At 66.3% G+C, this 26,616-nt stretch carries 21 protein-coding genes and 1 other annotated feature; of the genes, 12 read left to right on the plus strand and 9 right to left on the minus strand.

The genetic code is table 11. The annotated features are described in order from the left end of the window. Positions 1–60: 60 nt before the first annotated feature. Positions 61–837 carry an SDR family NAD(P)-dependent oxidoreductase gene (locus tag DZG09_RS04685; RefSeq protein ID WP_119696504.1) on the minus strand — a complete coding sequence of 259 codons (777 nt, stop codon included), beginning with the start codon at positions 835–837 and terminating at the stop codon, positions 61–63. A 62-nt stretch (positions 838–899) separates the two neighbouring features. Between DZG09_RS04685 and DZG09_RS04690 the strand changes: the two genes are divergently transcribed. Next, complete coding sequence (locus DZG09_RS04690; protein WP_119696505.1) at positions 900–1,046, plus strand: TetR family transcriptional regulator; 147 nt, start codon at positions 900–902, stop codon at positions 1,044–1,046. Then, positions 1,030–1,182 carry a hypothetical protein gene (locus DZG09_RS16515; protein WP_162893157.1) on the plus strand — a complete coding sequence of 51 codons (153 nt, stop codon included), beginning with the start codon at positions 1,030–1,032 and terminating at the stop codon, positions 1,180–1,182. Before DZG09_RS04690 ends, DZG09_RS16515 begins: the two co-directional genes overlap by 17 nt. Before the next feature lie 12 nt (positions 1,183–1,194). On the opposite strand, the gene DZG09_RS04695 is transcribed toward DZG09_RS16515, so the two are convergent. Then, complete coding sequence (locus tag DZG09_RS04695) at positions 1,195–4,923, minus strand: phosphodiester glycosidase family protein (RefSeq protein ID WP_119696506.1); 3,729 nt, start codon at positions 4,921–4,923, stop codon at positions 1,195–1,197. A 247-nt stretch (positions 4,924–5,170) separates the two neighbouring features. After that, entirely contained in the window at positions 5,171–6,604 is a 1,434-nt protein-coding gene (locus DZG09_RS04700; protein ID WP_205529060.1) for a dicarboxylate/amino acid:cation symporter, read from the minus strand. A 201-nt stretch (positions 6,605–6,805) separates the two neighbouring features. On the opposite strand from DZG09_RS04700, the gene DZG09_RS04705 reads away from it, so the two are divergent. The 6 genes from DZG09_RS04705 to DZG09_RS04730 all read left to right on the plus strand — a co-directional run bounded on the left by DZG09_RS04705 (position 6,806) and on the right by DZG09_RS04730 (position 12,156). Then, the gene (locus DZG09_RS04705) at positions 6,806–7,804 is read left to right on the plus strand and encodes an ABC transporter substrate-binding protein (RefSeq protein ID WP_205529061.1); all 999 of its coding nucleotides are present in this window, start codon (positions 6,806–6,808) and stop codon (positions 7,802–7,804) included. Next, the gene (locus tag DZG09_RS04710) at positions 7,801–8,622 is read left to right on the plus strand and encodes a class I SAM-dependent methyltransferase (protein WP_119696509.1); all 822 of its coding nucleotides are present in this window, start codon (positions 7,801–7,803) and stop codon (positions 8,620–8,622) included. Before DZG09_RS04705 ends, DZG09_RS04710 begins: the two co-directional genes overlap by 4 nt. Positions 8,623–8,633: 11 nt before the next feature. Continuing rightward, on the plus strand, positions 8,634–9,695 hold the full coding sequence (locus tag DZG09_RS04715) for a FecCD family ABC transporter permease (RefSeq protein ID WP_119696510.1): 1,062 nt from the start codon (positions 8,634–8,636) through the stop codon (positions 9,693–9,695). Further along, entirely contained in the window at positions 9,692–10,486 is a 795-nt protein-coding gene (locus DZG09_RS04720) for an ABC transporter ATP-binding protein (RefSeq protein WP_119696511.1), read from the plus strand. Before DZG09_RS04715 ends, DZG09_RS04720 begins: the two co-directional genes overlap by 4 nt. Before the next feature lie 214 nt (positions 10,487–10,700). After that, on the plus strand, positions 10,701–10,970 hold the full coding sequence (locus DZG09_RS04725) for a helix-turn-helix domain-containing protein (RefSeq protein WP_240423700.1): 270 nt from the start codon (positions 10,701–10,703) through the stop codon (positions 10,968–10,970). Positions 10,971–10,974: 4 nt separating this feature from the next. Next, positions 10,975–12,156: a tyrosine-type recombinase/integrase gene (locus tag DZG09_RS04730; protein WP_119696513.1), complete on the plus strand. Its 1,182-nt coding sequence runs from the start codon at positions 10,975–10,977 to the stop codon at positions 12,154–12,156. 92 nt (positions 12,157–12,248) lie between these two features. Here the strand turns inward: DZG09_RS04730 and DZG09_RS16520 are convergent, their stop codons facing one another. The 3 genes from DZG09_RS16520 to DZG09_RS04740 all read right to left on the minus strand — a co-directional run bounded on the left by DZG09_RS16520 (position 12,249) and on the right by DZG09_RS04740 (position 13,888). Continuing rightward, positions 12,249–12,464 (minus strand): hypothetical protein, encoded by a 216-nt coding sequence (locus DZG09_RS16520; RefSeq protein ID WP_162893158.1) that lies wholly within the window; start codon positions 12,462–12,464, stop codon positions 12,249–12,251. A 221-nt stretch (positions 12,465–12,685) separates the two neighbouring features. Then, a complete protein-coding gene (locus DZG09_RS04735) occupies positions 12,686–13,219 on the minus strand; it encodes a serine integrase family protein (RefSeq protein ID WP_119696514.1) in 534 nt (177 codons plus the stop codon). Positions 13,220–13,684: 465 nt separating this feature from the next. Then, positions 13,685–13,888, minus strand: coding sequence for a hypothetical protein (locus tag DZG09_RS04740; protein WP_119696515.1), 204 nt, complete (start codon positions 13,886–13,888; stop codon positions 13,685–13,687). An 87-nt stretch (positions 13,889–13,975) separates the two neighbouring features. Between DZG09_RS04740 and DZG09_RS04745 the strand changes: the two genes are divergently transcribed. Next, the gene (locus DZG09_RS04745) at positions 13,976–18,640 is read left to right on the plus strand and encodes a hypothetical protein (protein ID WP_162893159.1); all 4,665 of its coding nucleotides are present in this window, start codon (positions 13,976–13,978) and stop codon (positions 18,638–18,640) included. Between the two features lie 390 nt (positions 18,641–19,030). Here the strand turns inward: DZG09_RS04745 and DZG09_RS04750 are convergent, their stop codons facing one another. After that, positions 19,031–20,467 carry a P-loop ATPase, Sll1717 family gene (locus DZG09_RS04750; RefSeq protein ID WP_119696517.1) on the minus strand — a complete coding sequence of 479 codons (1,437 nt, stop codon included), beginning with the start codon at positions 20,465–20,467 and terminating at the stop codon, positions 19,031–19,033. 293 nt (positions 20,468–20,760) lie between these two features. On the opposite strand from DZG09_RS04750, the gene DZG09_RS04755 reads away from it, so the two are divergent. Then, a protein-coding gene (locus tag DZG09_RS04755) for an IS3 family transposase (protein WP_240423702.1) occupies positions 20,761–22,025 on the plus strand; the annotation gives its coding sequence in 2 pieces (ribosomal slippage) (positions 20,761–21,052 and positions 21,052–22,025; 1,266 coding nt in all). Next, positions 21,045–21,173, plus strand: a sequence feature (AL1L pseudoknot). (Overlaps the previous gene by 129 nt.) A gap of 56 nt (positions 22,026–22,081) precedes the next feature. Here the strand turns inward: DZG09_RS04755 and DZG09_RS04760 are convergent. Continuing rightward, on the minus strand, positions 22,082–24,229 hold the full coding sequence (locus tag DZG09_RS04760) for an acyltransferase family protein (protein WP_119696518.1): 2,148 nt from the start codon (positions 24,227–24,229) through the stop codon (positions 22,082–22,084). 223 nt (positions 24,230–24,452) lie between these two features. On the opposite strand from DZG09_RS04760, the gene DZG09_RS04765 reads away from it, so the two are divergent. After that, positions 24,453–25,733 (plus strand): ATP-binding protein, encoded by a 1,281-nt coding sequence (locus DZG09_RS04765; protein WP_119696519.1) that lies wholly within the window; start codon positions 24,453–24,455, stop codon positions 25,731–25,733. A 166-nt stretch (positions 25,734–25,899) separates the two neighbouring features. Further along, positions 25,900–26,166, plus strand: coding sequence for a ribbon-helix-helix domain-containing protein (locus tag DZG09_RS04770; protein WP_162893160.1), 267 nt, complete (start codon positions 25,900–25,902; stop codon positions 26,164–26,166). 154 nt (positions 26,167–26,320) lie between these two features. Here the strand turns inward: DZG09_RS04770 and DZG09_RS04775 are convergent, their stop codons facing one another. Beyond that, positions 26,321–26,605: a helix-turn-helix domain-containing protein gene (locus tag DZG09_RS04775; RefSeq protein WP_119696521.1), complete on the minus strand. Its 285-nt coding sequence runs from the start codon at positions 26,603–26,605 to the stop codon at positions 26,321–26,323. Between the last annotated feature and the right edge of the window lie 11 nt (positions 26,606–26,616).

Below are 26,616 nucleotides of genomic sequence, written 5' to 3' on the forward strand. Positions count from 1 at the left end.
GGGCGACTTCCGCGGGCACAACAGGGCGCGCAGCGACGGATATCACTCACAACGGCTGGATCAGCGGACGACTCGCCCGACGATCGCGAGGGCGGCGGGGCGGGGGAGGAGCCGGGACGCCGTCGTCATGGCGACGTTGCGCCACCCGGAGACGACGCTCGCCGGGCGTGAGCGTGCGTCGAGGGCGCGCATCGTGCGGGTGACGACCTGCTCGGCGGTCTGGAAGCCGCCGACAGCGGCACCGTCGCCGACCACGTCGAAGAACTCCGTGCGCGTCGGCCCGGGGCTCACGGCCAGCACCCGCGCACCCGTGCCGCGCGCCTCGTACGCGAGCGCCTCGGTGAAGTTCAGCACGAAGGATTTGCTCGCCCCATAGGCGGCCATCGTCGGCAGCGGCTGGTGGGCGGCGACGCTGGCGATGTTCACGAGTGTGCCGCCGGCGTCGAGGATGTCGGGCAGGAACTCGCGGGTCAGCGCGACGAGTGCGTTGATGTTGAGCCGCAGCATCCTCTCGAGCCCTGCGGGGTCGCTGTCGACCACGGCGCCGTGCATGCCGAAACCGGCGTTGTTGACGAGACCGTCGATGCGCAGGCCCTCGGCGTCGAGACGTTCGCGCAGTGCGGCGGCCGCGCCGTCCTGTCCGAGGTCGAGCGCGATGACGTCGGCCCGGATGCCGTGCTCACGGGTGAGGCGATCGGCGAGCTCGCGCAGTCGGTCTTCGCGACGGGCGACGAGCACGACATCGCTGCCGCGGCGGGCGAACTGCGCGGCGAACTCGGCACCGATACCCGAGCTGGCGCCGGTGATGAGCGTGGTGCGGGGTGTGATGGATGCCATACCCGCAAATGTAGACACTGACAGGATTGTTGTCAACGTCTACTTCACGCTATCGTGGCCGGATGACCGAACGCGCCTACCATCAGGGCGACCTGCGCGCGGCGCTGCTCTCCCGTGCCGTCGAAGAGATCGACGACCGTGGTGTCGAAGGCCTGTCGCTGCGGGCCATCGCGCGCGATCTCGGGGTGAGCCATGCTCACCGTCGATGAGCTCCTCTTCGACGTACCGTGGGAGCAGGCCGCCGACGAGGTCGTGGGGTTCCTCACCGTGTCGCTGCGCGCCGAACCAGCCGAGCAGGCACGCCAAGGGGCGGCCCCGCGTCAGCGGGGCCGCCCCTTGGCGTGAGCGTGCGGACTGCTATGCCGCCTTGCCGCGGCGGATCAGGATGATGCCGCCGCCGATCAGCGTCGCCAGCAGCAGCGACAACGGAAGAAGCGCGCGACCGAAGTCGGAACCTGTCGCTGGCAGAGTGTCACTGGCGTCCGCCGCTGCGCCGCTGTCGGTGTCAGTTCCCGTGTCCGAGCTCGGAGCGTCTCCGGCGTCGGTGTCGGCGCCCGGTGTTCCCGGGCCTCCGTCCGAGCCGTCACTTGAGTCTCCGTCGCCTGCGTCGCCGTCTCCGGGGCCGCCATCCGGACCGTCGTCTCCAGGGTCGTCGCCCGATCCGTCGTCGCCCGATCCGTCGTCCTGGACTGTGATCTCCGACGTCGTCGTGACGCCGTTGACCGTGACCGACACGGTGGCGGTGCCCGGGGCGACCGCTGTCAGCGTGCCCGTAGCCGAGTTGAGTCGTACGACGTCGGCCTCCGCTTCCAGCGCTGTCACGTCCGACGCCGCTGCGAACGCCGCCGTCGATCCGTCCCGAACCGAACCCGCCATGACGCTTCCGTCATCCACGACGACGCCGTCGCCGCCCCAGGTGGCCGACATCGGCCAGGCGACGGGAACCTCGCGAGTGTCGTCCTGGGTCACGACTGCCGAGACGTCGGCGGTGGCGCCTACAGGAAGCGATTCGGGCAGCTCGGCGAGGGCGATCGAGTCGATGCGCGAGACGATCTCGGTGCGCATCCATGCCGTACGGTCGGCGACCGCGATCGGGTCGGCTCCGACGACACCGTGGGCCGGGTCGATGCCGACCATGGCCCATCCGGTGAAGCCGCCGCGCTCGACGGGGCCCGACGGGTTCTTGCCCGAGTTGCCCAGCGTGACGTAGCTCACGCCCGAGTCGCTGCGGGCGTCGAAGTTGCCGACGTGACCGTTCAGCACGGCGATGGACTTGCCAGACGTCGCGCGGAAGTCGGCGAACGTCTGCTCGAGCCGCCGTGCCTCGACGCGATCGGACAGCTGGCTGTGCGCGCCGACGAGGTGATCGCGCGTCGGATGGTGGAAGAACACTGTGACGCCAGTGATACTCGGATCGGCTGCCGCGCCCGCGAGCTGCTCGTCGAGGAACGCGAGCTGGTCGACGTTGCTGCCGCGCCCGCCGAGGGTGCCAGGGGCGGAGTTCAGCGTGATGACCCGGGTTCCCTTGAGATCCTGCGTCGTCCGGGTGTCGCCGAAGGCGTCTTCGAAGTTCGAGATCTCACCGCCCATGATCTCGTGATTGCCCGGCACGTACACGTACGGCACCGCGTCGTCGATCGACTCGTCGATGATCTCCTGCGCGAGCGCGAAGTCGGCAGGTGCGGCCTCGTCGGTGAAGTCACCGTTGATGACGATGAGATCGGGCTCTGCCGCCGTCATCTCTCGCAGCGTCTCGCGAGCCGCCTCGACGATCGGGCTGTTCGGGTTGCGGGCGACGAACTGCGCGTCGTTCATCGTCGCGATGCGCAGCGGATAGGCGTCGGCGGTGCCGTTGGAGATGACCGCCTGGTCGTCGACCGGCAGCGGCGCCGGCTGGTCGACCTCGGGCGCGTAGACGATGCCGAGATCGGAGAACAGCAGGTCGCCGTCGTACGTGGAGGTCGAGCGGGTCTCCATGATGCGGATGCGTTCGAAGGTGAGCGGGTAGGCCGTGCCTGCGGGCACTGTGAAGGTGACCTTTCGCCATCCCTCCCAGGTGATGGTCGGGCCGTCGATGTTGGTCGCCGAGCCGCCCGCTGGCCGCACCTGCAGGCGCGGCCAGGCGCCCGTTCCGTCACCGTTGATCCACATGGTCACCGCGCGCGGCTGCCCAGGCAGCTCAACGGGTTCGGGTGCGATGGCGTACGAGCCGCGCGTCGCCGTGCTGGTGGTGAAGTCGTGCATGAGGCGCAGGGCGTCCTGACCTTCAGGGCCCTCGCCTGGCGCGCTCGACACCGAGCCGGTCGCGCGCGCGGTCGCGTGGCTCCAGTCGTCGGCGTCGTCGAAGTCGACGATGATGTCCTCGGCCAGGCCGATCGTCACGGCCGCCTCGAAGCGGTGCGGGCCGACGTCGACGCGCAGCGTGGTGGCGCCTGATGCGACGGTCGGTCGCAGAGTGAAGGCGTCGATGCCGGTCTGCTCGACCGTGATCTCCTCGCCAGCGGCGATGGTGATGTCGGCCGCCTCGATCGGGGCGGCGTGGCCGTCGCCGTCGAAGCCTGTCACGCGGAACGTCGCCTGCTCGTCCTGCTCGATGAACGACACGACCCCTGTCGAACCCTCGATGCGTTCGAGATCGCCCAGTACGCGCAGCGATGCTGTAGCGACCGAACCGGCGTCGCTCGTGAACGTCGCGGTGGCCTTGCCTGGCGCGGTGCCCGTGACGACCGCCGATGCGTCGTCCTGCGACACGAGCGACAGTCCGCGCCCGGCTCCGAACGATCCGGTCGCGGCGACTGCGCCGAAGTTCGCGTCCAGCCCCGTCGCGGCGAGCGTGCGCTCGTAGCCGGGGAAGACCTTCGACCCGCCGTCGACGGCAGGTGCGAGGTGCGCACCGGTCTCGATCTCGGGCTCGGCCGAGGAGAAGAACGCGAGCGAGTTCGCGACCGCACGCTCTGAGCCGTCTGAGGGGCGAGCGAGGTGCTCCAGCTCGGACGAGCCCGCGGGGCGCGCGAGCATCGTCGTCGAACCGCCGCCGTCGAGGTTCACAGCATTGTGCGCGCCGAGGTCGATCATGAGCTGTGCAAGCTCCTGCACGGTCTGTCCGCGGCTGTCGGCCGCACGGCCGTCGATCGCGACGACGTACACCTCGGTGCCGTCGCGGTTCACGCCGATCGCTGTGCGCGAGGCCTCGACCTGGTCGGCCGTGCCCTTCTCGCCATCGATGACGAGGCGCTGGCTGCCCGCGACGGCGATGTCGACGTCCTGTGAAGGACCGACCTCGATGGCGACCTCGTCGCCGATCTGGAGGGCGCCGATCGCGTCGGCGCCCTCCTCACGCCCGAGCAGCACATGGCCGCCTTCGGGGATCTCGGGTGCGCCTGCTGCGTCGTCCGTTGCCGTCACGATGCCGTCGACCACGGTTGCGCGCGCGAGGTGGCCGGAGATGTTCGACGGCCCGCCGACGGGATTGTCGAGCGTGTACTCGCCCCAGGCGGCCGTGTATACGCCCACGCCGTCGCGCGGGATCGACGGTGAGTTGAAGGAGCGGATGTCGGTGACGCCGTCGGCTGTGGTGATCGTGCCCTGTGCCGTGAGCGCCTGAACGGCGGCGACGCCGTTCGACACGGTGAATGTCTGGCGTGCGTCCGCGCTGCCGGTGCGGATCCCGGAGCTGGTCACGTTCGTGCCGATCGGCGCGTTCGTGGCGTTCATATCGAAGTAGTCGCCGTTGATCGCCGCGACGGCGTCGAGGCCTTCGACCTGCTGGCTCACGGGCATCGCTGTCGAGACGGCGCCCGAGTCGACGACATCCATCGACAGGGTCGGGGTCGTGAGATCGGCGACGAGGACGTTTCCGGTGACCCAGCCGCCCGACTCGATGCGCGAGAAGTTCACATGATCGAGTCCCGGCGCGATCTGCTGTGACTCTGACTGGACCAGCGCGGAGTCACCGCCGGTGAGGTTCAGACCGAGGGTGTCATCGGATGCCGCGGATGCGGGGAGGGTGACGAGCAATGAGCCGGCGAGGGTGGCCGCCGCGACGCCGGCGAGCGTGGTTCGCCCGGCGTGTGTCGTTCGGAGCATGGTGATCCTTGGGTGGGGGACAGAACCCTAAGACCGTAGGTACACAGCGTGGACTGCAGGTGCGGAACCGAGACGCGCAGATGAACGGAACGTGCACGAGCCGCGCGCGTCCGGGTGAACCGGACGCGAACGGATCATTCGAACCGGCGGCGCTCTTCGGGGCGACGACCCCGTGGAACACCGCGGTGGCCGCGTCCTCTGGCAGGAGGGGACGCGGCCACCGCGTGAGAGACACCCGCGCGACGGGCTACCGCGTGATCTGCTCTGCGGCGCCTTCGCTGCGCGTCTCGAGCTCCGCGCTCGACTCGGCTGCGGCATCCGGGGTCTCGTCGTCCTCGTCTTGGAACGGCATTCCCTCGCGGGGTGCGTTGTACAGGTCGAGGTCGAGGATGCGCTCGCGCTTGGCGACGAGGGTCGGCACGAAGGCCTGGCCGGCGACGTTCACGGCGGTGCGACCCATGTCGAGGATCGGGTCGATCGCGAGCAGCAGGCCGACGCCCTCGAGCGGCAGGCCGACGGTCGAGAGGGTGAGCGTGAGCATCACCGTGGCGCCGGTGGTTCCGGCCGTGGCGGCTGAGCCGACGATCGACACCAGGGCGATCAGCGCGTACTGGATGATCGACAGCTGGATGTCGAAGAACTGCGCGACGAAGATCGCGGCGATGGCCGGGTAGATGGCCGCGCAGCCGTCCATCTTGGTGGTCGAGCCGAACGGCACGGCGAACGAGGCGTACTCGCGCGGCACGCCGAAGTTCCGCTCCGCGACGCGCTGCGTCAGCGGCAGGGTGCCCAGCGACGAGCGGCTCACGAATCCGAGCTGCACCGCCGGCCACACACCGGAGAAGAACTGTCGGATGGACAGGCCGTGCGCCTTCGCCAGCAGCGGGTAGACCACGAACAGCACGAGCACCAGGCCCGCGTAGACGGCGACGGTGAACCACACCAGCGAGGTGAGCTTCTCCCAGCCGTACTGGACCACGGCGTTGCCGATCAGGCCCAGGGTGCCGATGGGGGCGATCCGGATGATCCACCAGACCACGCGCTGGATGACCTTCAGCAGCGACTCGGTGAAGGCCAGGAACGGTTCGGCCTTGCGGCCGGCGCGCAGCGCGGCCAGGCCCACCACGACAGAGACGACGATGATCTGCAGGATGTTGAAGCTGATGCCGCCGGAGAACTCGCCGTTCTCGTCGAGGCCGCCGCTGACGCCGAGGCCGAGGAAGTTCTGCGGAACCAGGCCGGTGAGGAAGCCGACCCACGAGCCCTGCGAGCTGGGGGTGCCCTCTTCGAGGCCCTCGCCGGCGTTGGCGCCCGGCTGGATCACCAGGCCGAGCGTGATGCCGATCGCGACGGCGATGCCCGCGGTGATGGCGAACCACAGGATGGTCTGCCCGGCCAGGCGCGCGGCGTTCTGCACGCGGCGCAGGTTCGAGATGCTCGCGACGATGGCGGCGAACACCAGCGGCACGACCGCGGCGCGCAGGATCGTGACGTACGAGCCGCCGATCGTGCCGAGCGTCTCGGAGAGCGGGTTCGACACGTCGCTGTTGGCGCCGAGAGAACGAGCGAGGAGACCCAGTGCGATGCCGACGATCAGCGCCGCGATCACCTGGAACCCGAAGTTCGCGTAGAAGGGGCGCTTCTTCTTCTGCGCCCGCGCGGGCGTGGTGGTTGTGGACATGTTCATGTCTAACCCGCGGCGCGGGCGCGGCATTCCGCGGCGAGGCGAATGTGTCGGGGTGTTACGGGCAGGCGAACCGTGAGCGGATCCTTTCGTCGCGCAAGAAAGGGCCCGCTCACGGTTTCATCAGACGCGGGGTTCGCCGAGGCGGCGTGTATTATTCCAATAATGAAAAAGAGAATGGTTATCAATAGGTTGTTGGTGGCGTCCGCGACACTGGTGCTCGCGGGCTGTTCATCCGGGGTGCAGAGCGACACCGCCGATTCCGCCACCGCCGCCGGGGGCCACTACCCCCTCGAGTACAGCAACTGCGACACGGACGTGACTGTTCAGAGTCCACCGGAACGGGCCGTCTCGCTGAACCAGTCCGCGACCGAGATCATGGTCAGGCTGGGTCTGGCCGACCGGATGGTCGGAACGGCATACGAGACGGATCCGGTGCCGGATGACATCGTCGACGAGTACGAGTCGATCCCGCTGCTCACCGACGGACTGCTCGAGCACGAGACGCTGCTGCAGGCGCAGCCCGACTTCGTGTACTCGTCGTTCGCCTCCTTCCTCACCGCCGAGAATGCAGGCGAGCGCGGGGAACTGCACGACCTGGGCGTGCCGACGTACCTTACGGAGTTCGACTGCACATATCACGCGGCCGTGGAAGGGGGAGCGACGTTCGAGATGCTCTACGACGAGATCGCGCAGATCTCGGAGATCTTCGATGTGACGGCCGAGGGCGAAGATCTCGTGTCAGAGCAGCAGGCGACGGTGGCAGACGGGCTGGACACGGCCGATGCCATCTCCGGATCGCCTGAACTGGTCTGGTTCTACTCCACTGCGGCATCGTCGTCGACGCCGTCGGTCGCGGGCCCCGGCGGGCTGCCGCAGACCGTCACGGAGATGCTCGGGGCGACGAACGCCTTCAGCGACGCGAGCACCAAGTGGCCGGAGGTCAGCTGGGACGAAGTCGCCGCGCGTGAGCCGGATGTGATCGTGCTCGCCGACCTGACCCGCGGCTACCCGGGCGACACCGCGGAGGAGAAGATCGAGTTCCTCACCAACGACCCGCTCACGTCGAAGATGGAGGCCGTGCGCGAGAAGCGCTTCATCGTGGTTCCTGGTCAGTATATGGATCCCTCGGTCCACAGCGTGCAGGCGGTTCCGACCGTCGCGGACGGCCTGGTGGAACTGGGGTTCACCGGATGAGCGGCGCAGCGGAGAGCACGGACGTCGTGGCAGCGAGGGACGACGTCGAGCGGATCGTCGCGCGCTGGGACGATCAGCAGGCGGCGTACATCACCCACCGCGAGGAGCGGTTCGAAATCATGCTCGACGTGCTCGCGCATACGATGGCGAGCACCGAAGGCGTCGAGAGCGACGGCACCGGCTTCGTCGTGGTCGATCTGGCGTGCGGGCCGGGCAGTCTCTCCCGCCGCGTGCTCGACCGTTTTCCCGGGGTCAGCGTGATCGGCGTCGACTTCGATCCGGTGCTGCTCTCCATTGCGACGGCGTCGCTGGGCCACGCGCACGGGTCGCGCTTCGCCCCGGTCGACGCCGACCTCACGGACACGAAGTGGGCGACTCGTCTGCCTCGCACTCCGGTGCACGCCGCCGTCTCGTCCACGGCGCTGCACTGGCTGGAGCCGGGGCACCTCGTCGGACTGTACGGAGTGCTCGGGGCCCTGCTGCGCGAAGGCGGAGTGTTCCTGAACGCCGACCACCTGCGCTTCGACCCGATCGCCCAGCCGTTCCTCACCGAGATCTCACGCATCGACGATGAGCGCACCCAGCACGCCGCGCACGCGAACGGCGTGCCGACGTGGGACGAGTGGTGGGCGGAAGCCGTCGCCGTTCCGGCGTTCGGTCGACACCTGCTGGTGCGCGAGGGGCGGTTCGCGGATCGGTCGCCGACGCCTCACGCGCCGCTGGAGCTGCATCTGCAGGCTCTGCGCGCCGGCGGTTTCGCCGAGGCCGGCACGGTGTGGCGGCACTACGACGACGTCGTCGTGCTCGGCAGACGGTGAGCGCGACCCGGATGACGACGGAGGCGGTCGCCGAGCCGCGGCGGGTGAGAAGGCTCGGCGCCGCAGGGCTCGTCGGTGCGCTGGCGCTGGCGCTGGTGCTCTCGATCGTGCTGGCGACGCTGATCGGCACCGCAGGCGTCAACCCGGTCGATGTCGTCGCGATCGTGCTGCGGCACCTCGGCGCGGGGGCGTTCGTGCCCGGCGATCCGGCTCCGCCACTGATCGACGCGCTCGTGTGGGAGTCGCGCCTCCCGCGGGTGCTGCTTGCCGCGGTCGTGGGCGCCGCGCTTTCCGTCTCCGGTGCGGTGCTGCAGGCGGTGACCCGCAATCCGCTCGCCGAGCCGTACCTGCTCGGCGTCTCGTCAGGGGCGTCGGCCGGAGCAGTCTCGACCATGCTGCTCGGCATCGGAGCAGGTGCGGTGACGCTGTCGGCGGGTGCCTTCGTCGGAGCTCTGACCGCGTTCGGCATCGTGCTCCTGCTGCTCGGCGGCGGTAGGGCGTCCGACCCGTCGCGCGTCGTGCTGACCGGAGTGCTCGTCTCGCAGTTCTTCTCGGCCGTGTCGTCGCTCGTGCTGATGCTGTCGGCCGACGCCGATGCGACCCGCGGTTTCACGTACTGGCTGTTGGGCTCGCTCGGAGGCGCCCGATGGGATCCGCTGCTCGTGGCCGGTGCGGTGATCATCGCCGCCGGTGTGTGCTGCCTGTTCTTCTCGCCCGCGCTCGACGCGTTCACCTTCGGCTGGGACGCTGCGGCATCGGTGGGCATCAACGTCGCACGCTCCCGCGGCATCCTGATGGTGCTCGCGGCGCTGATGACGGCCGCCGCTGTTGCGGCATCCGGAGCCATCGGCTTCATCGGGCTTCTGGTGCCGCACACGGTGCGCCTGCTCGGCGTGCGCACGCATCGACTGCTGCTGCCGCTGTCGGCGCTGGGCGGAGCCGTGTTCCTGATCTGGGTGGACGCGTTCGCGCGGTCGGCGTTCGCGCCGCACGAGCTTCCCGTCGGCGTGATCACCGCGCTGATCGGTGCGCCGGCCTTCGCGATCGTGCTGCGAAGGGCGCGCCGAGCATGAACGCACGCAACCCCCGCGCGGCTCGCCTCGAGGCGAGCGGAGTCACATGGCCGGCCTCGGGCGCGGCCATCCTTGACGACGTGTCCATCGCCGCCGAGCCGGGCAGCGTTCTCGGATTGCTCGGCCCGAACGGTGCGGGCAAGAGCAGTCTGATCCGCATCCTGGCGGGAGTGCAGGGCGCGCATCGTGGGACCGTGCGGCTCGACGGCGTCTCGATGGCGGAGATCGAGCGCCGTTCGATCGCCAGACGCGTCGCGCTGGTGGAACAGGCGCCGGAGGCGCACGCCGAGGTCACCGTGGAGGAATCGGTCGACCTCGGGCGCATCCCGTTCCGCGGGGCGTTCGGTGCGCCGCGCTCCGCGGACAGAGAGGCGGTCGACTCCGCGCTCGAACTGACGGGGATGAGTCGGCTGCGCCACCGCCGCTGGCACAGCCTCTCAGGCGGTGAGCGGCAGCGCGCGCAGCTGGCCCGCGCCCTCGCGCAGCAACCGGATGTGCTGCTGCTCGACGAGCCGACCAATCACCTCGACGTGCGCTACCAGCTCGAGACGCTGCAGCTGGTGCGCGGCCTGGGTGTGACGGTGATCGCCGCGCTGCACGATCTCGATCTGGCGGCCCGCTTCTGCGATGCGCTCTGTGTTGTCGATGCCGGACGCGTCGTCGCTCAGGGCAGTCCGGAAGAGGTGGTCACCCCGGAACTGCTCAGGTCTGTGTACCGCGTGGAGGCCGTGGTGGAGCGCTCGCCGCACACTGGGCATCCGATGGCGACGTTTCTTGCGCCGGTGGGGTGATGGGGAGGTCGCGAGGCGGGCGGAGTGACAAGGGGTCGCAGGTTCAAATCCTGTCAGCCCGACCGAGAGGTCCCGGAAACTCAAGGGTTTCCGGGACTTTCTAGTTGGTGAGACGTGATCCGGTCATCGAAAACCCATCACTTTGGCCCCCTCGCGGCCCTCTCGGGCCGTCGTGCTCCGGTAGCCGGTCGACCGCTTTGGTTGTCTCCGGTTCGTGTGGGGGAGTGCAGCGCACCTGTTCGGTATGGACGCCGATCACAGCCCGGCGGGCAACCCCTGGGGCCTGAAGCCGCTGCTCGACGTCGGCGAGCTCGCCGCCTATCTGGGTGTGCCGGTCTCGACCGTCTACGACTGGCGGACCCGGGGCCTGGGTCCGCGTGCGTATCGCTTCGGCAAGCACCTGAAGTTCGCCGTGGCCGATGTTCGGGCCTGGGTCGAGCAGCAACGCGACCCCGACCCGCCTGCGTCTTCGGAGGGGAGGTGATTCGATGGGCTGCCAGCGTCTGACGATCGGCACCTTCGGCGAGATCGGCTACCTGCGCACCGCCGGCGGGCGGAGCGTCGCGCGGGCGCGCTACCGGGACTGGGACGGCAAGACCCGGCTCGTGCAGGCCATCGCCAAGACCCGCAAGGCCGCGGAGCGGGCGTTGAAGGCGAAGCTCGCCGACCGCAGTCTCTTCCAACCCTCCTCGTCGGGGCTCACCCCGGACAGCCGGTTCCCTGACCTCGTGGCGTACTGGTTGGACGACCTCGACCTGGAGGGCCGGCTCTCCACGCGCACCCGCCAGCTCTATGAGCGGAACATGCAGACGCTCGTCCTGCCCGTTTTCGAGAATCTGACTCTGCGGGAGATCGGGGTGGCCCGCTGCGACCACTTCCTCAAACAGCTCGCGAAGCAGAGCTACAGCCGCGCCAAGCAGGCCCGCGTGGTCCTCCGGCTCGCGCTCGGCCTGGCCGTGCGGCACGAGGTGCTGCCTCGGAACCCGATGGATCACGTCTCCCGGCTGCGCCGGCCCGCCTCGACCCCGAACGAGCTCACTCCCGCCGAGGTGAACGCGATCCGCGCCGCGATCACCTACTGGGAGGCCGGCAGCTCGCCCTCGGGGCCTCGGCCGGACGGGCAGCTCGGCGCGATCATCGAGGTCATGCTCGGTACCTCGGCACGAATCGGTGAAGTGCTCGCCATCCGAAGCCGAGACATCGACGTCACGAGCGCAACTCCGTCGATCCGGATCACCGGCACCATCGTCTCCCATCGAGGTGAGCCGACGACGCGTCAGGATCATCCGAAGACGGCGAGGTCCAGGCGAACGGTCGCGATCCCGTCATTCACCGCTGAAGCCGTGCGGCGCAGACTGACCCGGCTGGAGAATTCATCGCTGGACGCACTGCTGTTCTGCAGTCGCGAGGGGACGCCGCTGACGACGAACAACGTCCGCCGCCAGCTCCGGCACGTACTCGACCTCGCCGGCATCACCGGAATCACACCGCACATGTTCCGCCGCACGGTCGCGACTGCGATCAACGAGCAGGGCGGCGTGGAGCTTGCCGCGGAGTTGCTGGGGCATACTGATCCGAAGATCACGATCCAGCACTACATCCGCCGCAGCGAGATGGTGAATCCCGCCACGGCGGAGATGCTGGATCGGGTGTTCGCGGAGGATGAGTGAGCTTCAGTGGGGAGGGTGTCACTGGCCACTACTGGCACGGGCAATGACCGGCTTCTATCGGTCAGTCTCCTGAGGCGTCGTCCGGAGGGTCATCATCGAGCGGAGAGGTCGCCGCTGGACAGGCGTTGAAGGTCGACACCTTCTTCGACGAGTTCATCGGCGACGCGGTCGAGCGCTTCACGCAGTAGCGGATATCGCTCAGTGATGAACGCAAGGTATGCGGCCACGTCGTCCTTAGAGATGGGTCCCTGGAGGCGCACATCGACATCAGAAGGATCGGTAGCGCCCTGGTTTGCCAAGTGAGTCATGGTCGGCCTCCTGGCGAGTACGAATGGACTGGAATCGTGTTGGTCGCCTGAGAGGTGCGCGTCCTCAGCCGAACTTGCCGATGGATAAGCTCCCGCGATCGTGGCACCTCTGGTCGCGGGTTCGAATCTCGTTAGGTACCCCTCGAAGGGCCCTATGAGAACTCTGCGATGGCATGCAGGAGGTCAGGGGTTCGAATCCCTTTAGGTCCACCCAAAGTCGCTTATGCGAACACCGCCGCCGCGCCATCGAGGCCCAGGATCTCAGCGATCTCAGGCCGAAGCTCGACGCGGATCTCTTCGCCTGCTGGGCCGACGAGGACGCGGCTGAACAGCGCGTTGTTCACCTGCTTCCGCTCGTGCGGTACAGCAGTGAAGTAGCGCGCATGGGCGCCCTCAAGAAGGTCGAGCGCGTCTCGTGCTCGCTGCAAACGGAGGACGTCGTCTTCTCGCAAACGCTCTTGGTCCGCGACGATCCGGGACAGCGCCTCAGCCAGCTTCCGCTGCTCCCGCACAAGCACATCGCGAGCGATCCCGTCTCCGTAGTAGCGGTCAACGAACTCAGCGGCGATGAGCGCCCCTAGCCCGTATGCGTGTCGCTGGTTCGCATTGCGCTGGGCCGGGATGGAGAAGCCGTCCCGCGCGCCTCCGCGATCTGCCTGACGAGCAGTAGAGATGCGAATGTAGGAGATCGCGGAACGTGGTGTGAATGAGTCGAGATCGTCGGTTGGAAGCTGCAGGGAGATGCCGTGGTTCACTCCGACAACGCTGGTCAAGGGATAGGTGGGAAGTTCCTGGTCGAGGAACCGGAAAGCAGTAGGTAAAAGAGACTGACGACCTGGCCCGCGAGCTGTTTAGGAACGACGAGGATGAAGTCTCAAACACCTTTACCGTATATGTCCAGTAATTTTGGACATATACGGTAAAGTGTGCGCATGGCAACGGCAGGAGAGTCGCTCGAGGCGACACTCAGTGCGACCGAGTTCGGCGCTTTGAGGGTGCTTGCTGAGAGCACCGTCCCGCTGTCCGGCCGCAAAGTCGCGACCGCCTTGGGGGTGTCGCCGACGACAGCCAACGACGCGTTGTCCACGTTGTCGGAAGCGGGGTTCGCCACCTCACGGAAGTCGGGACGGGCAACCCTGTGGCAGCTCGCTGTCTCGAACCCTTCCATCAGTGCATGGTTGGCGGAAGCCGTACCCGGTGACCGGGGAACCTCGACTGGGTCAAGCCCGTACTCGACGGGCGGGGGCGGCGTCCGTCTGGAGCACTCGTACGCCGCCTGCCTCGTTGCTGGCCTCCTCGCGGGTGACGTACTTCCGGAACTCGGCGATGCCAAAGGGGTGGACTCGATTCGGCTCCAGGCCAGCGATCTGAGTGATGCTGACGACATCGTTATCGAAGGCCGAGATGCTCATGGTCAACGGCATCGAGCCTCTATAGCTGTGCGAAGAAACCCGCTCCTGACTGCGAGCGACGATGCGTCAGTCCCCCTAGTCCGAGATTTCTTAGCGATCGTGACGGACCAGTGGACCGAGGTGCGTTCGGGGAGGTGGCAACTCGTCCTTGCAGTGTCCACCAACGCCAACGCGGTTGCCCAGCTCGCAGAGTTGGCGGAGCTTGCTCTTGCGCTTCCGACATCGGCTGACCTGATTGCTCGCTTGGCGCAATCCGGAAGAACCAATGTCGCCGTCCGTGGTCGGTATGACCATTTGAAAAGCCTGGTGGAACGGGCATCAAAGGGTCTGCTCTCAGCCAAGGGGCTGGCTGCGGAGGAGCTCACGTGGCGGCTTCTCTCGCATCTCAGCACACGCAACCTTCGCCTCGAGCGAACGGATCGTGCCGACCGAACGGCAGCGGTCAGCGCGCTACAGCGGGTGCTCGTTGACGGTACCCCAGCGGCGGCGGATGCGCTGTTCTCTCGTCTCGAGGAGCTTGTCGGTGAATGGGCGCCGCAGGGGGCTGTGCTCACCCAAGCGCTGGTTCGACAAAGGCTGAGCAACTACCCGCTGATGAGGTCTGCGTCGTTCGCATCCGCTTGGGGATTGTTCGATCGGCTAGGGACCCGACTTCGTGAATCTGTTCGCCCAGTTCTTCGGTCGGGCCAGCAGGCGCTCGAGCTTGAGCGCCCCGGTGAAAGGTCGCGGCTCATCGACGCCATGCGGTCCGCAGGCGAGTCCGCTGGCGCCCTAGTGATCACCGGTGACCCGGACGTCGGGAAGTCGGCCTTGTCCCTGCGCGTCGTGGAGGCCCTCGAGAAGGACGGCGCGGCCATCGTCAGCCTCAGTCTGCGCGACCTCCCGGTCACCGTGATGGAACTCGAGGCTCAGCTGGGTGGTCACTCACTCAATGACGTCATGGGATCCGGGGCCGTGGGACCTGTGCGGCTTCTCCTCGTGGACGGCGCCGAGTCAGTTCTCGAAGGCAAGGGGCAAGTGTTCCGCGCGATCGCTGAAGCCGGCCTGCGGGCCGGCTTCGGAGTGGTCAGCGTCGCACGTACCGACGGCTCACGCCAAGTTGGTGAGGAGATGGCTCGAGCCCTCGAACTGGTGGGGTCAAGCCTTTTGCCGGGCGAGCACACGGTCGGGCCACTGACCAACGACGAGCGTCAGGCTCTTCCAAAGGCGTTCACAGTGCTAACACGCCTGGGCGTTGATGCGCGCGCCAGCTGGGTGCTTGGACGCCCGGGACTGGTCGATGCGCTTCTGCGGACCGGCACCGCTCTCGATCCTGGCGATCTGCTGTGCGAGGCGGATGTGTACTCCACTGTGTGGCGGAGTCTTATTCGCCGCGATGAGATCCACCCTCCAGGAGCGGCGTCCCCGGACGATCGCGATCAGGCCACGCTGAGTGTCGCCAGGCAGACCCTCGGCATCGCTGCGGGCCCTCTTCACGGCACCGGGGCCGCCGAGTTGCGCTCCGACGGAGTCCTCCGGGCACCCGTCAATCCCGCGATCGCTCCCGGGGATGAGTTCGCCACTGACCTGTTCCGCGATTTCGCTCTGTGCCGACTTTTTATCACGCAAGGGTGGGATGCTCTCAGCTCTGCTGGGGCCCCGCGCTGGTCCATCCGCGCCGCTCGCCTCGGGTGCCAGGCCGCGCTGCTTGGCCCCAACCGCCTAAACGCCTGGGCCAATCTCTCGGCGAGGTTGGGCGAGATTGCCAGCGCCCAGGGTGATCGATGGTTGGAAGTCCCCTACGAGGCCTTGCTCACTCTGGGGGATGCGGAGCCGGCCCTCCGCGAGCTGTGGGGGACCCTGACCGACAACGGCTCAGCTGGCCTCGGTATTCTGCTGCGCCTCGCCGAGGTGCGGTACGTCCACGGGACGATCGGCGACGCGTTTGCTCTTGCGCCCTTGGTGAAGGTTGCATTTTGTGAGCGGCCCAAGATTGGGCGTAGTCCGCAGTTCGGTCACCGGACCGTCCACGAGGTCATCCGTGATCTCGTCTTGGCTTGGCTACGCGGAATGGCGACAGTTATTCCGCAGCCGGACCTTCTTCGTCAAGAAGTCCGCGACGTTATCCTCGCTGGCAATCCGCCGCTCTACGATGACTTCGCCATAGAGGCTCTCGCTTGTCTGGGCACAGACATCGACGACAAGGCAGAGGCGTGGCTGCGGCAGGTTGGTAGCGACCGGCCGGGAGACTTGAATGCGGCTGTAGAGTCGTTCGCTGTCGTTGCAAGCATGTCGCAAGCACGGCCCAAGCTGCTGCTGGACCTTGCGGAGGCCTACTACATCGAGCTTCCCGACCCAGACGACCACTGGCGCGGGGGCAGCCTCGACGATGGCATTCGAGACTTCAAGCATGGACTCGGCGTCGGTTTCGGGATCCCGGGAGCTGCGTGGTACTACGGGCCCTTCTTCAGGTTGCTGAACACGATTCCCCGTGAGGCAATCGGCTTCATCAACCGAATGCTGGACCATGCGGCGAGAGTGCGCGTCGAGAAGACCTACGGTTTCGGCGACAAGCCGCAGGAGGCCGCCGAGCCCGACGGCAGCGAGCTGGACGTAGCTGGAACTGGAATGCGTCGTTACATCGGCGATAGCCACGTCTGGGCCTGGTATCGGGGATCGAGCGTTGGGCCGTACCCGTGCATGAGCGCGCTGCTTGCTCTTGAGCGATTCATTGACCACATGCTGGAGAGCTTGGACATCCCGGCACGAACCATCCTCGAACTGCTCCTGCGCGATTGCCACAACCTCGCCGTGCCGGGGCTTCTCGTCGGGTTCCTCACGAGACACCCCGACCAGGTCAGTGATCTCCTTGACGCCTTCTTCGAGCGCCCCGAGATCTGGCACCTTGAGACATCCCGTGTCGTGGGCGAGCACTTTTATGTGCGTGACCCGGACGCAGACAAGCTCGCGGGCCGCGACCGCCGATCGAATACCCCGCACCAGACCGTGGCTGGCATGGTGGTTAACGCGCAAGTCAATGGCGATGAAAAGCGTCTCGCCCGGCTTGTCGAGGTCGGGACTCGCCTCGTAGACAACGCCAGGGCAACTCTTACTGGCGCAGCGGGCGATGCGGAGTACATCGCCATGATCGAAGGCTGGGCTGCTGAATTCCGATTCAACAATTACCGCGCCAACTCGACTCCCGACGGACTTCTAATCGAGTTCGAACGCCCCGCTGAAATCGAACAAATCCTCGCTCCCAGCAACCAGGAGCTGCAGACGACCAACTTGATGTACACGCTCCAGAATCGCTACGGACGCTACAACGATGATCCCGAGAACTGGCCAGTCGAATACCTCGAGGAGGACCTTGCCGTCGCCCGACGGATGGACGACGAGGAGACAGCGCCGAAGAATTTCTACGGTCCTGAGAATGCCTTGGTTGCCGTCGCGGCGGCCGCAGTACACGGTCAAGCCATGGGCCTGGTCAACCTGGATCGGTCTGACCTCGCCTGGGCGGCGGGCGCTGTTATCTGGGCTGGCGAGAACCCACGGGTCGACGGGATGGAGTACAGCGGCTCGATGTTCTCGATGGGTGCAGACAGAGCAGCAGCCGCGTCTGTGCCGCTGCTCCTTCTCGCCCCGTTCGACGACCTGGGGCTGGACCGCCAGCAGATCGAGCGTTGCGTGCGCTCCCTTGGGACCAGTGTCTTCGACGAGGTAAGAGCAAACTACGTCAAAGGCACCCTTCCGGTTTGGGGTGCACCGTGCGATTTCGACGTGGATACCAACTCCTGTCGTCGGCACGCCCCGGCCTGGGCCGCAGGAACGGCAGGCCTGATCGACTGCCGGCTCGGATCATGGAATCGAGACCGACAGCGGCGAGAGCATGAGCCGCTGCCGCCACCATTCCACGACTCGCTACTCCTCGTTTCCGACAACGACCTACTGGTCAACCGGCTACGCATGCCGCTGGCCTGCATGATCGACGCCCGCAACGTCCCTTGCCTTCAGAACGAAGTAGCCGCACTCTGGGCCCCCTTGTGGGACGCCCACCGTAGAGGCCTCGCTCACTGGTGGAAGGAAGGGTATGACCACCACGCACACATCACGCACGAACCCATCGCTCGTCGGATGATCGAGGTCGCGCTGGATGGCGACCGCGACATTGTCGGGTCGTACATCAAGACCTTCGCAGCAAACTTAAACGCCCTGCATCTCCTCTTCGACGGGTTCGCGACAGTATTCACCTACGACGAGGGCCTTCGGGCACATTTGGCGGACTTCTGGTCCTGGGCACTCAGGATCGCCTTGGACACCATCGGGGATGGAACCGAGCTTCGATCGCAACGGCACTGGTTCGACTACATGGCAGCGGCCTTGCTCCCCACCCCCAGCCCAAGATCGGCAGACCCAGACATCGACGGCACGCTGGCCAGATGCCACGTGGCTTGGATTCAACCGGCCGCCCTCGGCGAGCTCCCTGACCGCTGGCTGCGTATCGCGCGCGGGCAGGCCAAAGCTGTCGACGCAGTCGTCAAGTTTGCCAAAGGCACTACCCTTGAGTGGCAGACGACTGTCGCGCTGACGTGGATCGAAACGATCATCGACGGCCGCTTCGACCTCATCGCGAACCACCTTTGGCTTCTTGAAAAATGGCTGACTGACCTTCGTAGCGCCAGCGCGATCGTCGGGAAGGTCAAGAACCAATACCACCGAATCGTTGACGGGCTCGCCGCCGCAGGGGACCACGGCGCCGTCAGGCTCCAGCAACTGGATGAATAAGGTCGGTTAGTGACGGTACTTCCACAGGTCGGGTGCTCAGTGCCCTTCGTCAGCTAGTTTGCGTCCTACGGAGCCACGCTCTCGTGACTGCGGCGTCCAGCCGCGGATCGAACTCCCACTTGTTGTCGAGGTACAGGAAGACATCAAAGGGGGATTGACTTCCCTGCCAAGCGCCGAACGCGGAGACCGGACCAAGACCTGACGCGTACTGCCGAAATGTTGCGTACTGAAGGCACTGGGCCTCTATTGACTCTCTGGTTGCGTCGGTCTGGAAACTCATTGCGATGAAACCGAACCGTTCCCCGGCCGGGAAGAGACCTTGTTGTACATGGAGTGCACCAGGCGATCTTTACGGGTTGCCGCTCGAAGTCGTCGGGGCTGCTGTGCGTGTTAGGTCCAGGGCCGGTTCCATGCGCGTGTGAGCGCATCATGCAACATGAACTCGTACCGGGTGGTAAACCCTGCGCCGGAGGTGCGACGGAAGACGAAGTCGGTGTGTTGCCCGTTCTTTACCCCGATCCCACCTGTCTCAAACATCTGCTTTAGCAGACTCTTTATCTGGGAGGGATCGAGCTCGCCGGCCAGTTCATCGATCATGTACTGGAAGGTGAACAATCGCGTCGGGGCGGTCCGGAGAGCATCTTTGAAACTCGCGACCTGGCGCGCGTTCCCCGCTGGCAGCACTCCCGCGAGGTTGTCGAATATCTCCCCCACAAAGTACTGCTCGCAGTAGTTACGCACCGCCCGCTTGGCGTTGTCTTCAGGCACTCTCCCGTTGCCGCCGTACTCGAGTTGCAGGTGCCCAAGAAGCGCCACTAGATCGCGCGGCAACAGCCGAGTGTGGTCCAGCAAGAATTCCGCGAGGTTCCGATGTGGTCCGATCACGACGGGGCGGCTCAGATACTGGCCAACAACGCTCGTTACCTCGGGTTTGCCGACCGCTGCCTTGCGTGAGACAAGCTTCCACAGGTGGTTGTCAGCGCCGATCCCGTGAGCGTGCCAGTCGAGATGCACAGCGTGCGGCTTCAACTTGTTTATCTCCGGCCCTGGCAGGAGGTCCACGATGTCAGAGCGGGCGGCGACGACGATGGAAACAGGAAGAGAGGCTTCTCTCAACTCGCGATTGATCGTCCAGATCGCCTGCATCAATCCGGCTAGAGACGTCCATTCATCCTCTGCCTCGAAGAAGAAGGAATCGAGACCATCGATGGCGAGGATGTGCTTGCTGTCAGTCTTTGTCGTCGTGATCTGTTGGCGGACGTAGTGACTGACGTCTAGCGGGGTAATCGTTGAAGCATCGAACTGTGCCTCTGCTCCAATCACCTTCGCATCAAACTTCAGCTTGGTGCTCGACCATCGGGACACGTTTGCAGTCCAGTTGGTGCTGAGGTACCCGCTTGCTCGAAGTGCCTTGACCATCGCTCCGAACGTGGCAGGCGCCCGCAGTCCCTCGTCCGCATCGAGCGTCTCTAGAACTTGCAGAAGCAGGATGAACTCCCATGCTGCCTGCGCGCGTGCCCCTCCCCGCGACTGACCCGTAGTAATTCCTGCGACGTCGTTCACAGGGAAGCCGGCCAGATTCCAGTAGGTGAAGAAGCGATTCCATCGCGACTCCCAGTTGAGTCGTATGTTCTCCAACACGGCCGACTTTCCGGACCCCTTCGGCCCGAGGACCAGCCAAGCCGCGCCCTCGAGGATTCCCTGCACTGCCTGGCGATAGTCGTAATACCCATCCCGCAGAAGCTCCGGGGCGTCGGCGGCTTCCTGCGTGGCGTCGAGGTGGCCGAAGTGCAAGGTTGAGAACTTCGGCAGGGCAGCGTCGGGCATGTGTCGATACTAGCGAGCGATGGCGCACGGCCCCGTCGGCAACTTCGAGGGCTTGTTGCGCAGCCTTATTTTTCAGCGGAGAGGCTAGGCTCCGCTGCAATCAGGCCGGAGCGTCCAGCGCCAAGGTCCTCTTCCGAAGAGCCATCAAAGGTGACCAGACTGGTGACCAGAAGCCCCCGGAGTGGCCGGTATCAGCTGGTGGTTACCTGGTAGTGTCGTGGTCATGAGAACCGCAGAATTCTGAATCGCCCCGGGTCTCGTGGAGGGTCTGATTCCCCGAGAGGATGAGACCTATGCCAGCACCGAGGAGGTATCCGCAGGAGCTTCGTGAGCGTGCGATGCGGCTTGTTGCCGAGGCCAGGAAAGAGGATCCGGAGTTGTCGTTGAATGCGGCGGTGGTCCGGATTGGGCAGCGTGTCGGGGTCAATGCCGACACGCTGCGTGGCTGGTGCAAGCAGGCCGCAATCGACGCGGGCGAGCGTCCCGGGACCACGACGAGCGACGCGGCTCGGATCAAGCAACTCGAGGCGGAGAACCGTGAGTTGAAGCGCGCGAACGAGATTCTGTTGGCGGCGTCCTCGTTCTTCGCGCGGGAGCTCGACCCGCGACTGCCGTGGTAGTTCAGTTCATCGACGATCATCGTGACCGGTTCGGGGTCGAGCCGATCTGCCGGGTGCTGACCGAGCATGCCGTGCCGATCGCCCCGTCCGGTTACTACGCGTTCAAGAAACGGCCGCTCTCAGCACGGGCGGAGAGCGACGCGGAGTTGGTCGTGCAGATCGAACGGGTGTTCTGGGACCGGAAGCTGGGCCGCGGGGTCAGCGGCGCCCGGAAGGTCTGGCGCCTGCTTCGCCGCGAAGGGATCATCGTGGCCCGGTGCACGGTCGAACGATTGATGCGGCAACAAGGCCTGCGTGGTGTCCGCCGCGGCAAGCAGTTCGTCACCACTCGTCCCGATTCGTCGTCCACCCGGCCGCCGGATCACGTGCAACGCTGTTTCCGCGCTGACCGGCCGAACGAGCTCTGGGTGGTCGATTTCACCTATGTTCCGACGTGGTCGGGGATGGCGTTCACCGCGTTCGTCACCGATGTCTACTCCCGTCGGATCGTGGGCTGGCGGACCATGGACCGGATGCCCACCGACCTGCCCTTGGACGCCCTCGAGATGGCGCTCTGGATCCGCGACCGTGCGGGCGAGGACGTCACCGGAGTCATCCAACATTCCGATGCAGGGTCGCAATACACCGCTTTGCGCTACTCCGAACGGCTCGCAGACGTCGGCGCGATCGCCTCGATCGGGACGGTCGGCGACAGCTACGACAACGCCCTCGCAGAGAGCGTCGTGGGGCTTTACAAGACCGAGTGCGTGAAGATCGACGGCCCGTTCCGGACCGCCGATGAGCTCGAACTCGCGACGCTCTCCTGGGTGCACTGGTTCAACGAGAACCGGCTCCACTCATCGATCGGCTACCTCACACCCATCGAGAAGGAGAACGAGTACTACCGTGAGATCAACCCCCAGCACCAGCCGGCGCTGGGAGAACTCGCCCTCCACTAAACCCGGGGCGATTCATCTGCCGCGGCCCCGCGTTCACGCGCCCCGCACGGCCCCGCTCAGCCCCCCGGCAGCTCCTCATCCAGCGCCTTCCCCAACGCAGGAGCCACGTGCTCCACCCACAGTCGGTTCAGATGCGAGTCGTCCACGTACAGCGGCACGTCGCCGGCGAAGAGCGGGCACTCGTCCTCGACGCAGACGAAGGGCTCGGTGTCGAGGTAGATGGCACCGGCGGTGGCGACCTCGTGGTGGGTGATGTCGTTGCTGTGCTTCTCGATGCTCTCGCCCGTGACCACGCAGCCCTCCTGCGTGGCACCGGGCTCCTCCACGCAGTCCTGCGGGGTCGCGTCGGGGCGGGCGGGAACATCGCCCAGCGCGACGACCCGCGATGACACGCCCTGATAGAAGTCGACGGTCTCCGAGACTCCCGCGCGCCACTGCTCGTCGACGCTCTGACCGTCGCGGTCGGTCATATTGAGCATGCCTCGGGCGCCGAGGATGACGGCATCCGGATCGAGCTCGGTCACCTCGTCGCGCGTGAAGTTCCGGAACTCGTCGCAGTCCTCAGCGCTGTGGTTGTCGCCGTCCTGCACGACGTCGTACGCGCCGCAGGCGAGCTTGACGAACACCGCCAGCCGGAACCCGTGCTGCTTGCCGACGAGGTCGAGCGCCGGAGCCCACATCGCCGCGTGCGAGTCGCCGACGAGGGCGATCGTGGCGTCGGCGTCGGCGTCGCCGAAGAAGCAGACGTCGGCGTCCTGCTCACCGTCACCGGCGTAGCAGTCGGAGGAGACCAGATCGGTCCACTTGTCCTCCCTCAGCGATTCGCCGTTGTAGTCGGGAGGGATCGGAGCACCGTCCTCGGCGACGTTCACCGCTTCCTCGAGATCCTCCTGCACCGCATCCGGATCCTCCGTCGGCTTCAGATCCTGATAGCCGTGCTCATCGAAGTACTCCGCGGCCTGCTGCTGTTCGACGGCCTGGCGGTGCACTCCCCAGCTCGAGGCGGCGAACGCTATCGCGAGGATCACCACGACGCTGATCGGCCACAGCCACAGCGTGCGCTTGTCGACCGAGAACACGGGCACCTGCTTGCGCTGGAACGGACGCTCGACGAAGTGGAACGTCAGCGCCGCGAGCGCGACCGAGATGCCGACGGTCAGGCCCGCCTGCTGCAGGAACGGTGCCGTGTGCGGCATCACCTGCTGCACGCCCAGCGCCACCGGCCAGTGCCAGAGATAGAGCGAGAACGAGATATCGCCGATGTAGCGCAGCGGGCGCCACGACAGCACCCGGCCGGTGAAGGTGTCGGGCCCTGCGGCGAGAAGTAGCGCAGTGCCGACGACGGGTATGAGCGCGAGCGATCCGGGGAACGGAGTGGCCTCGTTGAAGGTCAGTGCCGCGTACATGATCAGTGCGATCCCCGCGAAGCCGGCGAGGTGGCGCCAACGTGAGCGAAGGGGCCCTGCGATGACGCACGCGAGGATCGCCCCGACCATCAGCTCGTAGGCGCGCGCCGGGGTGTTGAAGTACGCGGGCGCCGCGTCGTGCGCGGTGTAGAAGATCGACCAGCCGAGTGACGCGACGAGCAGACCGCCGGCCACGAGTGCGAAGGTGCGCTTCCGGATGCGCGGCACGAGTGCCAGCACCAGCAGCGGCCAGAGCAGGTAGAACTGCTCCTCGACGGCGAGCGACCAGAAGTGCTGGAAGAAGCTGGGCGCGTTCGTGGAGAAGTAGTCGGTGTCGTCAGCGGCGAAGCCCCAGTTGGAGAGGAAGAAGGCCGACCAGACGGAGTCCTGGGTGTTCTGCCCGAGGCGTGCGGTGGGCAGTGCGAGTGCCGCGTAGATCAGGATGCACACCGTCACGAAGGTCGCCGCGGGCAGGATGCGGCGCGCGCGGCGCACGTAGAACTGCGAGATGGAGACGGTGCCGGTCTTGTCGACCTCGCGCAGCAGCAGCTGGGTGATCAGGAAGCCCGAGATGACGAAGAACACGTCGACGCCGACGAACCCGCCCTCGAAGCCGGCGAGGTGCACGTGCGCGAGGACGACCAGCCCCACGGCGAGGGCGCGCATGCCCTGGATGTCGGGGCGCCAGTTCGCGCCGCCCGTGGCCTTCCCGCCCGACGCGGCACCGGATGAGGCCGCGCGGGAGCGCGCCGAGGTCGCGTCGGACGACGGCGCGGTCTCTTCCACCAGCGGAGCCATTACGCCAATTGTAGTTATCGTTTTGTGATATTTCTGGGTGCGAGTCAGCCGGATGCTTCCTGCGCGCTGAGCGGCACCTGCGCGGGCGGGGCACCGGACCGTCGCATGTTCGTGGGAGACGCAGTGTCGGATAGTTGAGATGACCGATAGAGAACTGTTGAGATGTTCGGTATGATGCTGTTGAAACACCTGGTAGAAATCTGTTGAGAGGTGTGATGGACTCATGGCGGACATCTACTCGCGCCGCGTCTTGGATGCTGAGCTCGATGAGCTCCAGCCGCTTCTGCCTGCTGTTTCGCTGCATGGACCCAAAGGTGTCGGCAAGACGGCAACAGCCTCACAGCGGGCGCACGCCATCATCGATCTGAGCGATGATGCCACCCGAGAAGCGCTTGCTGCGGACGCGGACAGGCTCACTCGCGAGCGGGGACCTGTCCTGATCGATGAATGGCAACGGCTGCCCCAGGTATGGGACATGGTGAAGCGCGCCGTCGACAACGGCGTCGCCGACGGGACCTTTGTACTGGCCGGATCCTCGGCGCCGCGCGGCGCCCGAATTCACTCTGGTGCCGCGCGGATCGTGCCCTTGCACATGCGCCCGCTGTCGTTGGTTGAACGCGGCCTGGTCGCTCCCACCGTCAGCTTGACGACGCTGCTCAGCGGTGGCGGTCGTACCGCAATCCAGGGGGAGAGTCCGCTCGGACTGCCCGAGTATGTGGAAGAGATCACAGCATCGGGGTTTCCAGGCATCCGGTCTCGCCCGGAACGGGTGCGGGAGCGTGCGCTTGACGCCTATCTCGACAACGTCGTGGAGCGGGAGTTCCCTGAGCAGGGCTATCCCGTGCGGAAACCGCAGACGCTGCGAGCCTGGTTGCGTGCCTACGCCGCGGCTACCTCGCAGACGACTGCGTACTCGAAGATCCTGGCGGCTGCGACGGAGGACAGGTCTTCGCAACCCGCGCAGTCGACGACGTTGCTCTATCGCGATGCGCTCACCGGACTGCACTTGCTGGACCCTGTGGAGCCGTGGCAGCCCGTGGGCGCCGGAGTGAAGAACCTGATCACAGCACCGAAGCATCATCTGGCGGATCCTGCTCTGGCCGTGCGGTTGCTCGGGTTGAACCGAGCACGTGTGCTGCGTGGTGAGCAGGGCGAGGTCGCGGTCGCAAGCGACAGTGTTCTAGGCGCGCTGTTCGAGGATCTGGTGACGCTCAGCGTGCGCACATACGCTCAAGCGAATGACGCCCGTGTCGCGCATCTTCGCACCTACGACGGAGGTCGGCACGAGGTCGACCTGATCGTGGAAGGCAGAGATGGGCGCGTGGTGGCGATCGAGGTCAAGATCGCCCCGTCGGTGGAGAAGGACGACGTGAAGCATCTGAACTGGTTGCACCGCCAGATCGGGGAACGGCTGGCTGACAAACTGGTCGTCACCACGGGGCCGCATGCGTACAGGCGAGAGGACGGTGTCGCGGTTGTGCCTGCCGCGCTGCTGGGACCTTGAGCGCTGGAGGGATGACGCCGTGATCTGAGGCGCGACTTATCCCGTAGATCGCGTTTGCGGACTCCAGGCAGGCTCGCCGCATCTGAACCAGGACGTGCGACTCCGCCCGGCGCGAATGGGCTCGCGATACTGCGAACGGCACGGTCGATCTGCTGCGGATGGCGCGATGAGCAAGCGCTACGACACTGTCGGCGGCGTGGAGGTCACGGAGGACGTGACTGCGCGCCTGGTGGCCAACGCAGAAGCAGGAATCCCAGGAATGACACCTCGCAAGGCTGGGCGGCCGGCGATGGGCGACGGGCCGGCCAAGACCGTGGCAGTGCGGCTCGACCCTGATCAGTACCAGGCGCTCATCGAGCAGGTAGAGGATGACGGCTCGAGCGCGCCCCAGATCATGCGTGACGCGCTGCGTCAGTACCTCGACGCTGCCTGACGGGGAGCAGTTCGAGCTGAGCATCTAAAGACTCGTGCAACCCTCGTTGTCGTCGGACTTGGATATGTAGTCTGCGCGGCCGCGGGGTGTCATCAGACCTCTCGCACCCAACAACGCCTCGCCTTGCGCGGGGCGTTGTGTCGTTCGTGCTTCACTATCGCCGCAGTGGCCGCGCCCTCCGCGCATCCGGCCGATCCGTCGCGAACATCTCCGACGTGACTCCGTCGAGCAGGTCGCCCGGCGTGGCCTCCAGCGCTTCCGCGATGCGCACGAGTGAGAACACGTTCATCATCGCGCGCCCGTTCTCGTAGCTGCGGATGTTCGACGAGTCGATGTCGCTGGTGACCGCGAGCTGGTCCTGAGTCATCGATCGGCGCCTGCGCAGTTCCGCGATGTGCGCGCCGATGTGAGCGGCGGCAGGGGACGGGACGCGAGGCATCGTTCTAGCGT

The organism is Microbacterium halotolerans, from assembly GCF_003569805.1.
Taxonomy (GTDB): domain Bacteria; phylum Actinomycetota; class Actinomycetes; order Actinomycetales; family Microbacteriaceae; genus Microbacterium; species Microbacterium halotolerans.

Coding starts and splice junctions, on each gene's coding strand:
- DZG09_RS04685 (WP_119696504.1), bottom strand. CDS start 837: ATGGCATCCATCACACCCCGCACCACGCTCATCACCGGCGCCAGCTCG.
- DZG09_RS04690 (WP_119696505.1), top strand. CDS start 900: ATGACCGAACGCGCCTACCATCAGGGCGACCTGCGCGCGGCGCTGCTC.
- DZG09_RS16515 (WP_162893157.1), top strand. CDS start 1,030: ATGCTCACCGTCGATGAGCTCCTCTTCGACGTACCGTGGGAGCAGGCC.
- DZG09_RS04695 (WP_119696506.1), bottom strand. CDS start 4,923: ATGCTCCGAACGACACACGCCGGGCGAACCACGCTCGCCGGCGTCGCG.
- DZG09_RS04700 (WP_205529060.1), bottom strand. CDS start 6,604: ATGTCCACAACCACCACGCCCGCGCGGGCGCAGAAGAAGAAGCGCCCC.
- DZG09_RS04710 (WP_119696509.1), top strand. CDS start 7,801: ATGAGCGGCGCAGCGGAGAGCACGGACGTCGTGGCAGCGAGGGACGAC.
- DZG09_RS04715 (WP_119696510.1), top strand. CDS start 8,634: ATGACGACGGAGGCGGTCGCCGAGCCGCGGCGGGTGAGAAGGCTCGGC.
- DZG09_RS04720 (WP_119696511.1), top strand. CDS start 9,692: ATGAACGCACGCAACCCCCGCGCGGCTCGCCTCGAGGCGAGCGGAGTC.
- DZG09_RS04730 (WP_119696513.1), top strand. CDS start 10,975: ATGGGCTGCCAGCGTCTGACGATCGGCACCTTCGGCGAGATCGGCTAC.
- DZG09_RS16520 (WP_162893158.1), bottom strand. CDS start 12,464: ATGACTCACTTGGCAAACCAGGGCGCTACCGATCCTTCTGATGTCGAT.
- DZG09_RS04740 (WP_119696515.1), bottom strand. CDS start 13,888: ATGCCGTTGACCATGAGCATCTCGGCCTTCGATAACGATGTCGTCAGC.
- DZG09_RS04750 (WP_119696517.1), bottom strand. CDS start 20,467: ATGCCCGACGCTGCCCTGCCGAAGTTCTCAACCTTGCACTTCGGCCAC.
- DZG09_RS04760 (WP_119696518.1), bottom strand. CDS start 24,229: ATGGCTCCGCTGGTGGAAGAGACCGCGCCGTCGTCCGACGCGACCTCG.
- DZG09_RS04765 (WP_119696519.1), top strand. CDS start 24,453: ATGGCGGACATCTACTCGCGCCGCGTCTTGGATGCTGAGCTCGATGAG.
- DZG09_RS04770 (WP_162893160.1), top strand. CDS start 25,900: ATGAGCAAGCGCTACGACACTGTCGGCGGCGTGGAGGTCACGGAGGAC.
- DZG09_RS04775 (WP_119696521.1), bottom strand. CDS start 26,605: ATGCCTCGCGTCCCGTCCCCTGCCGCCGCTCACATCGGCGCGCACATC.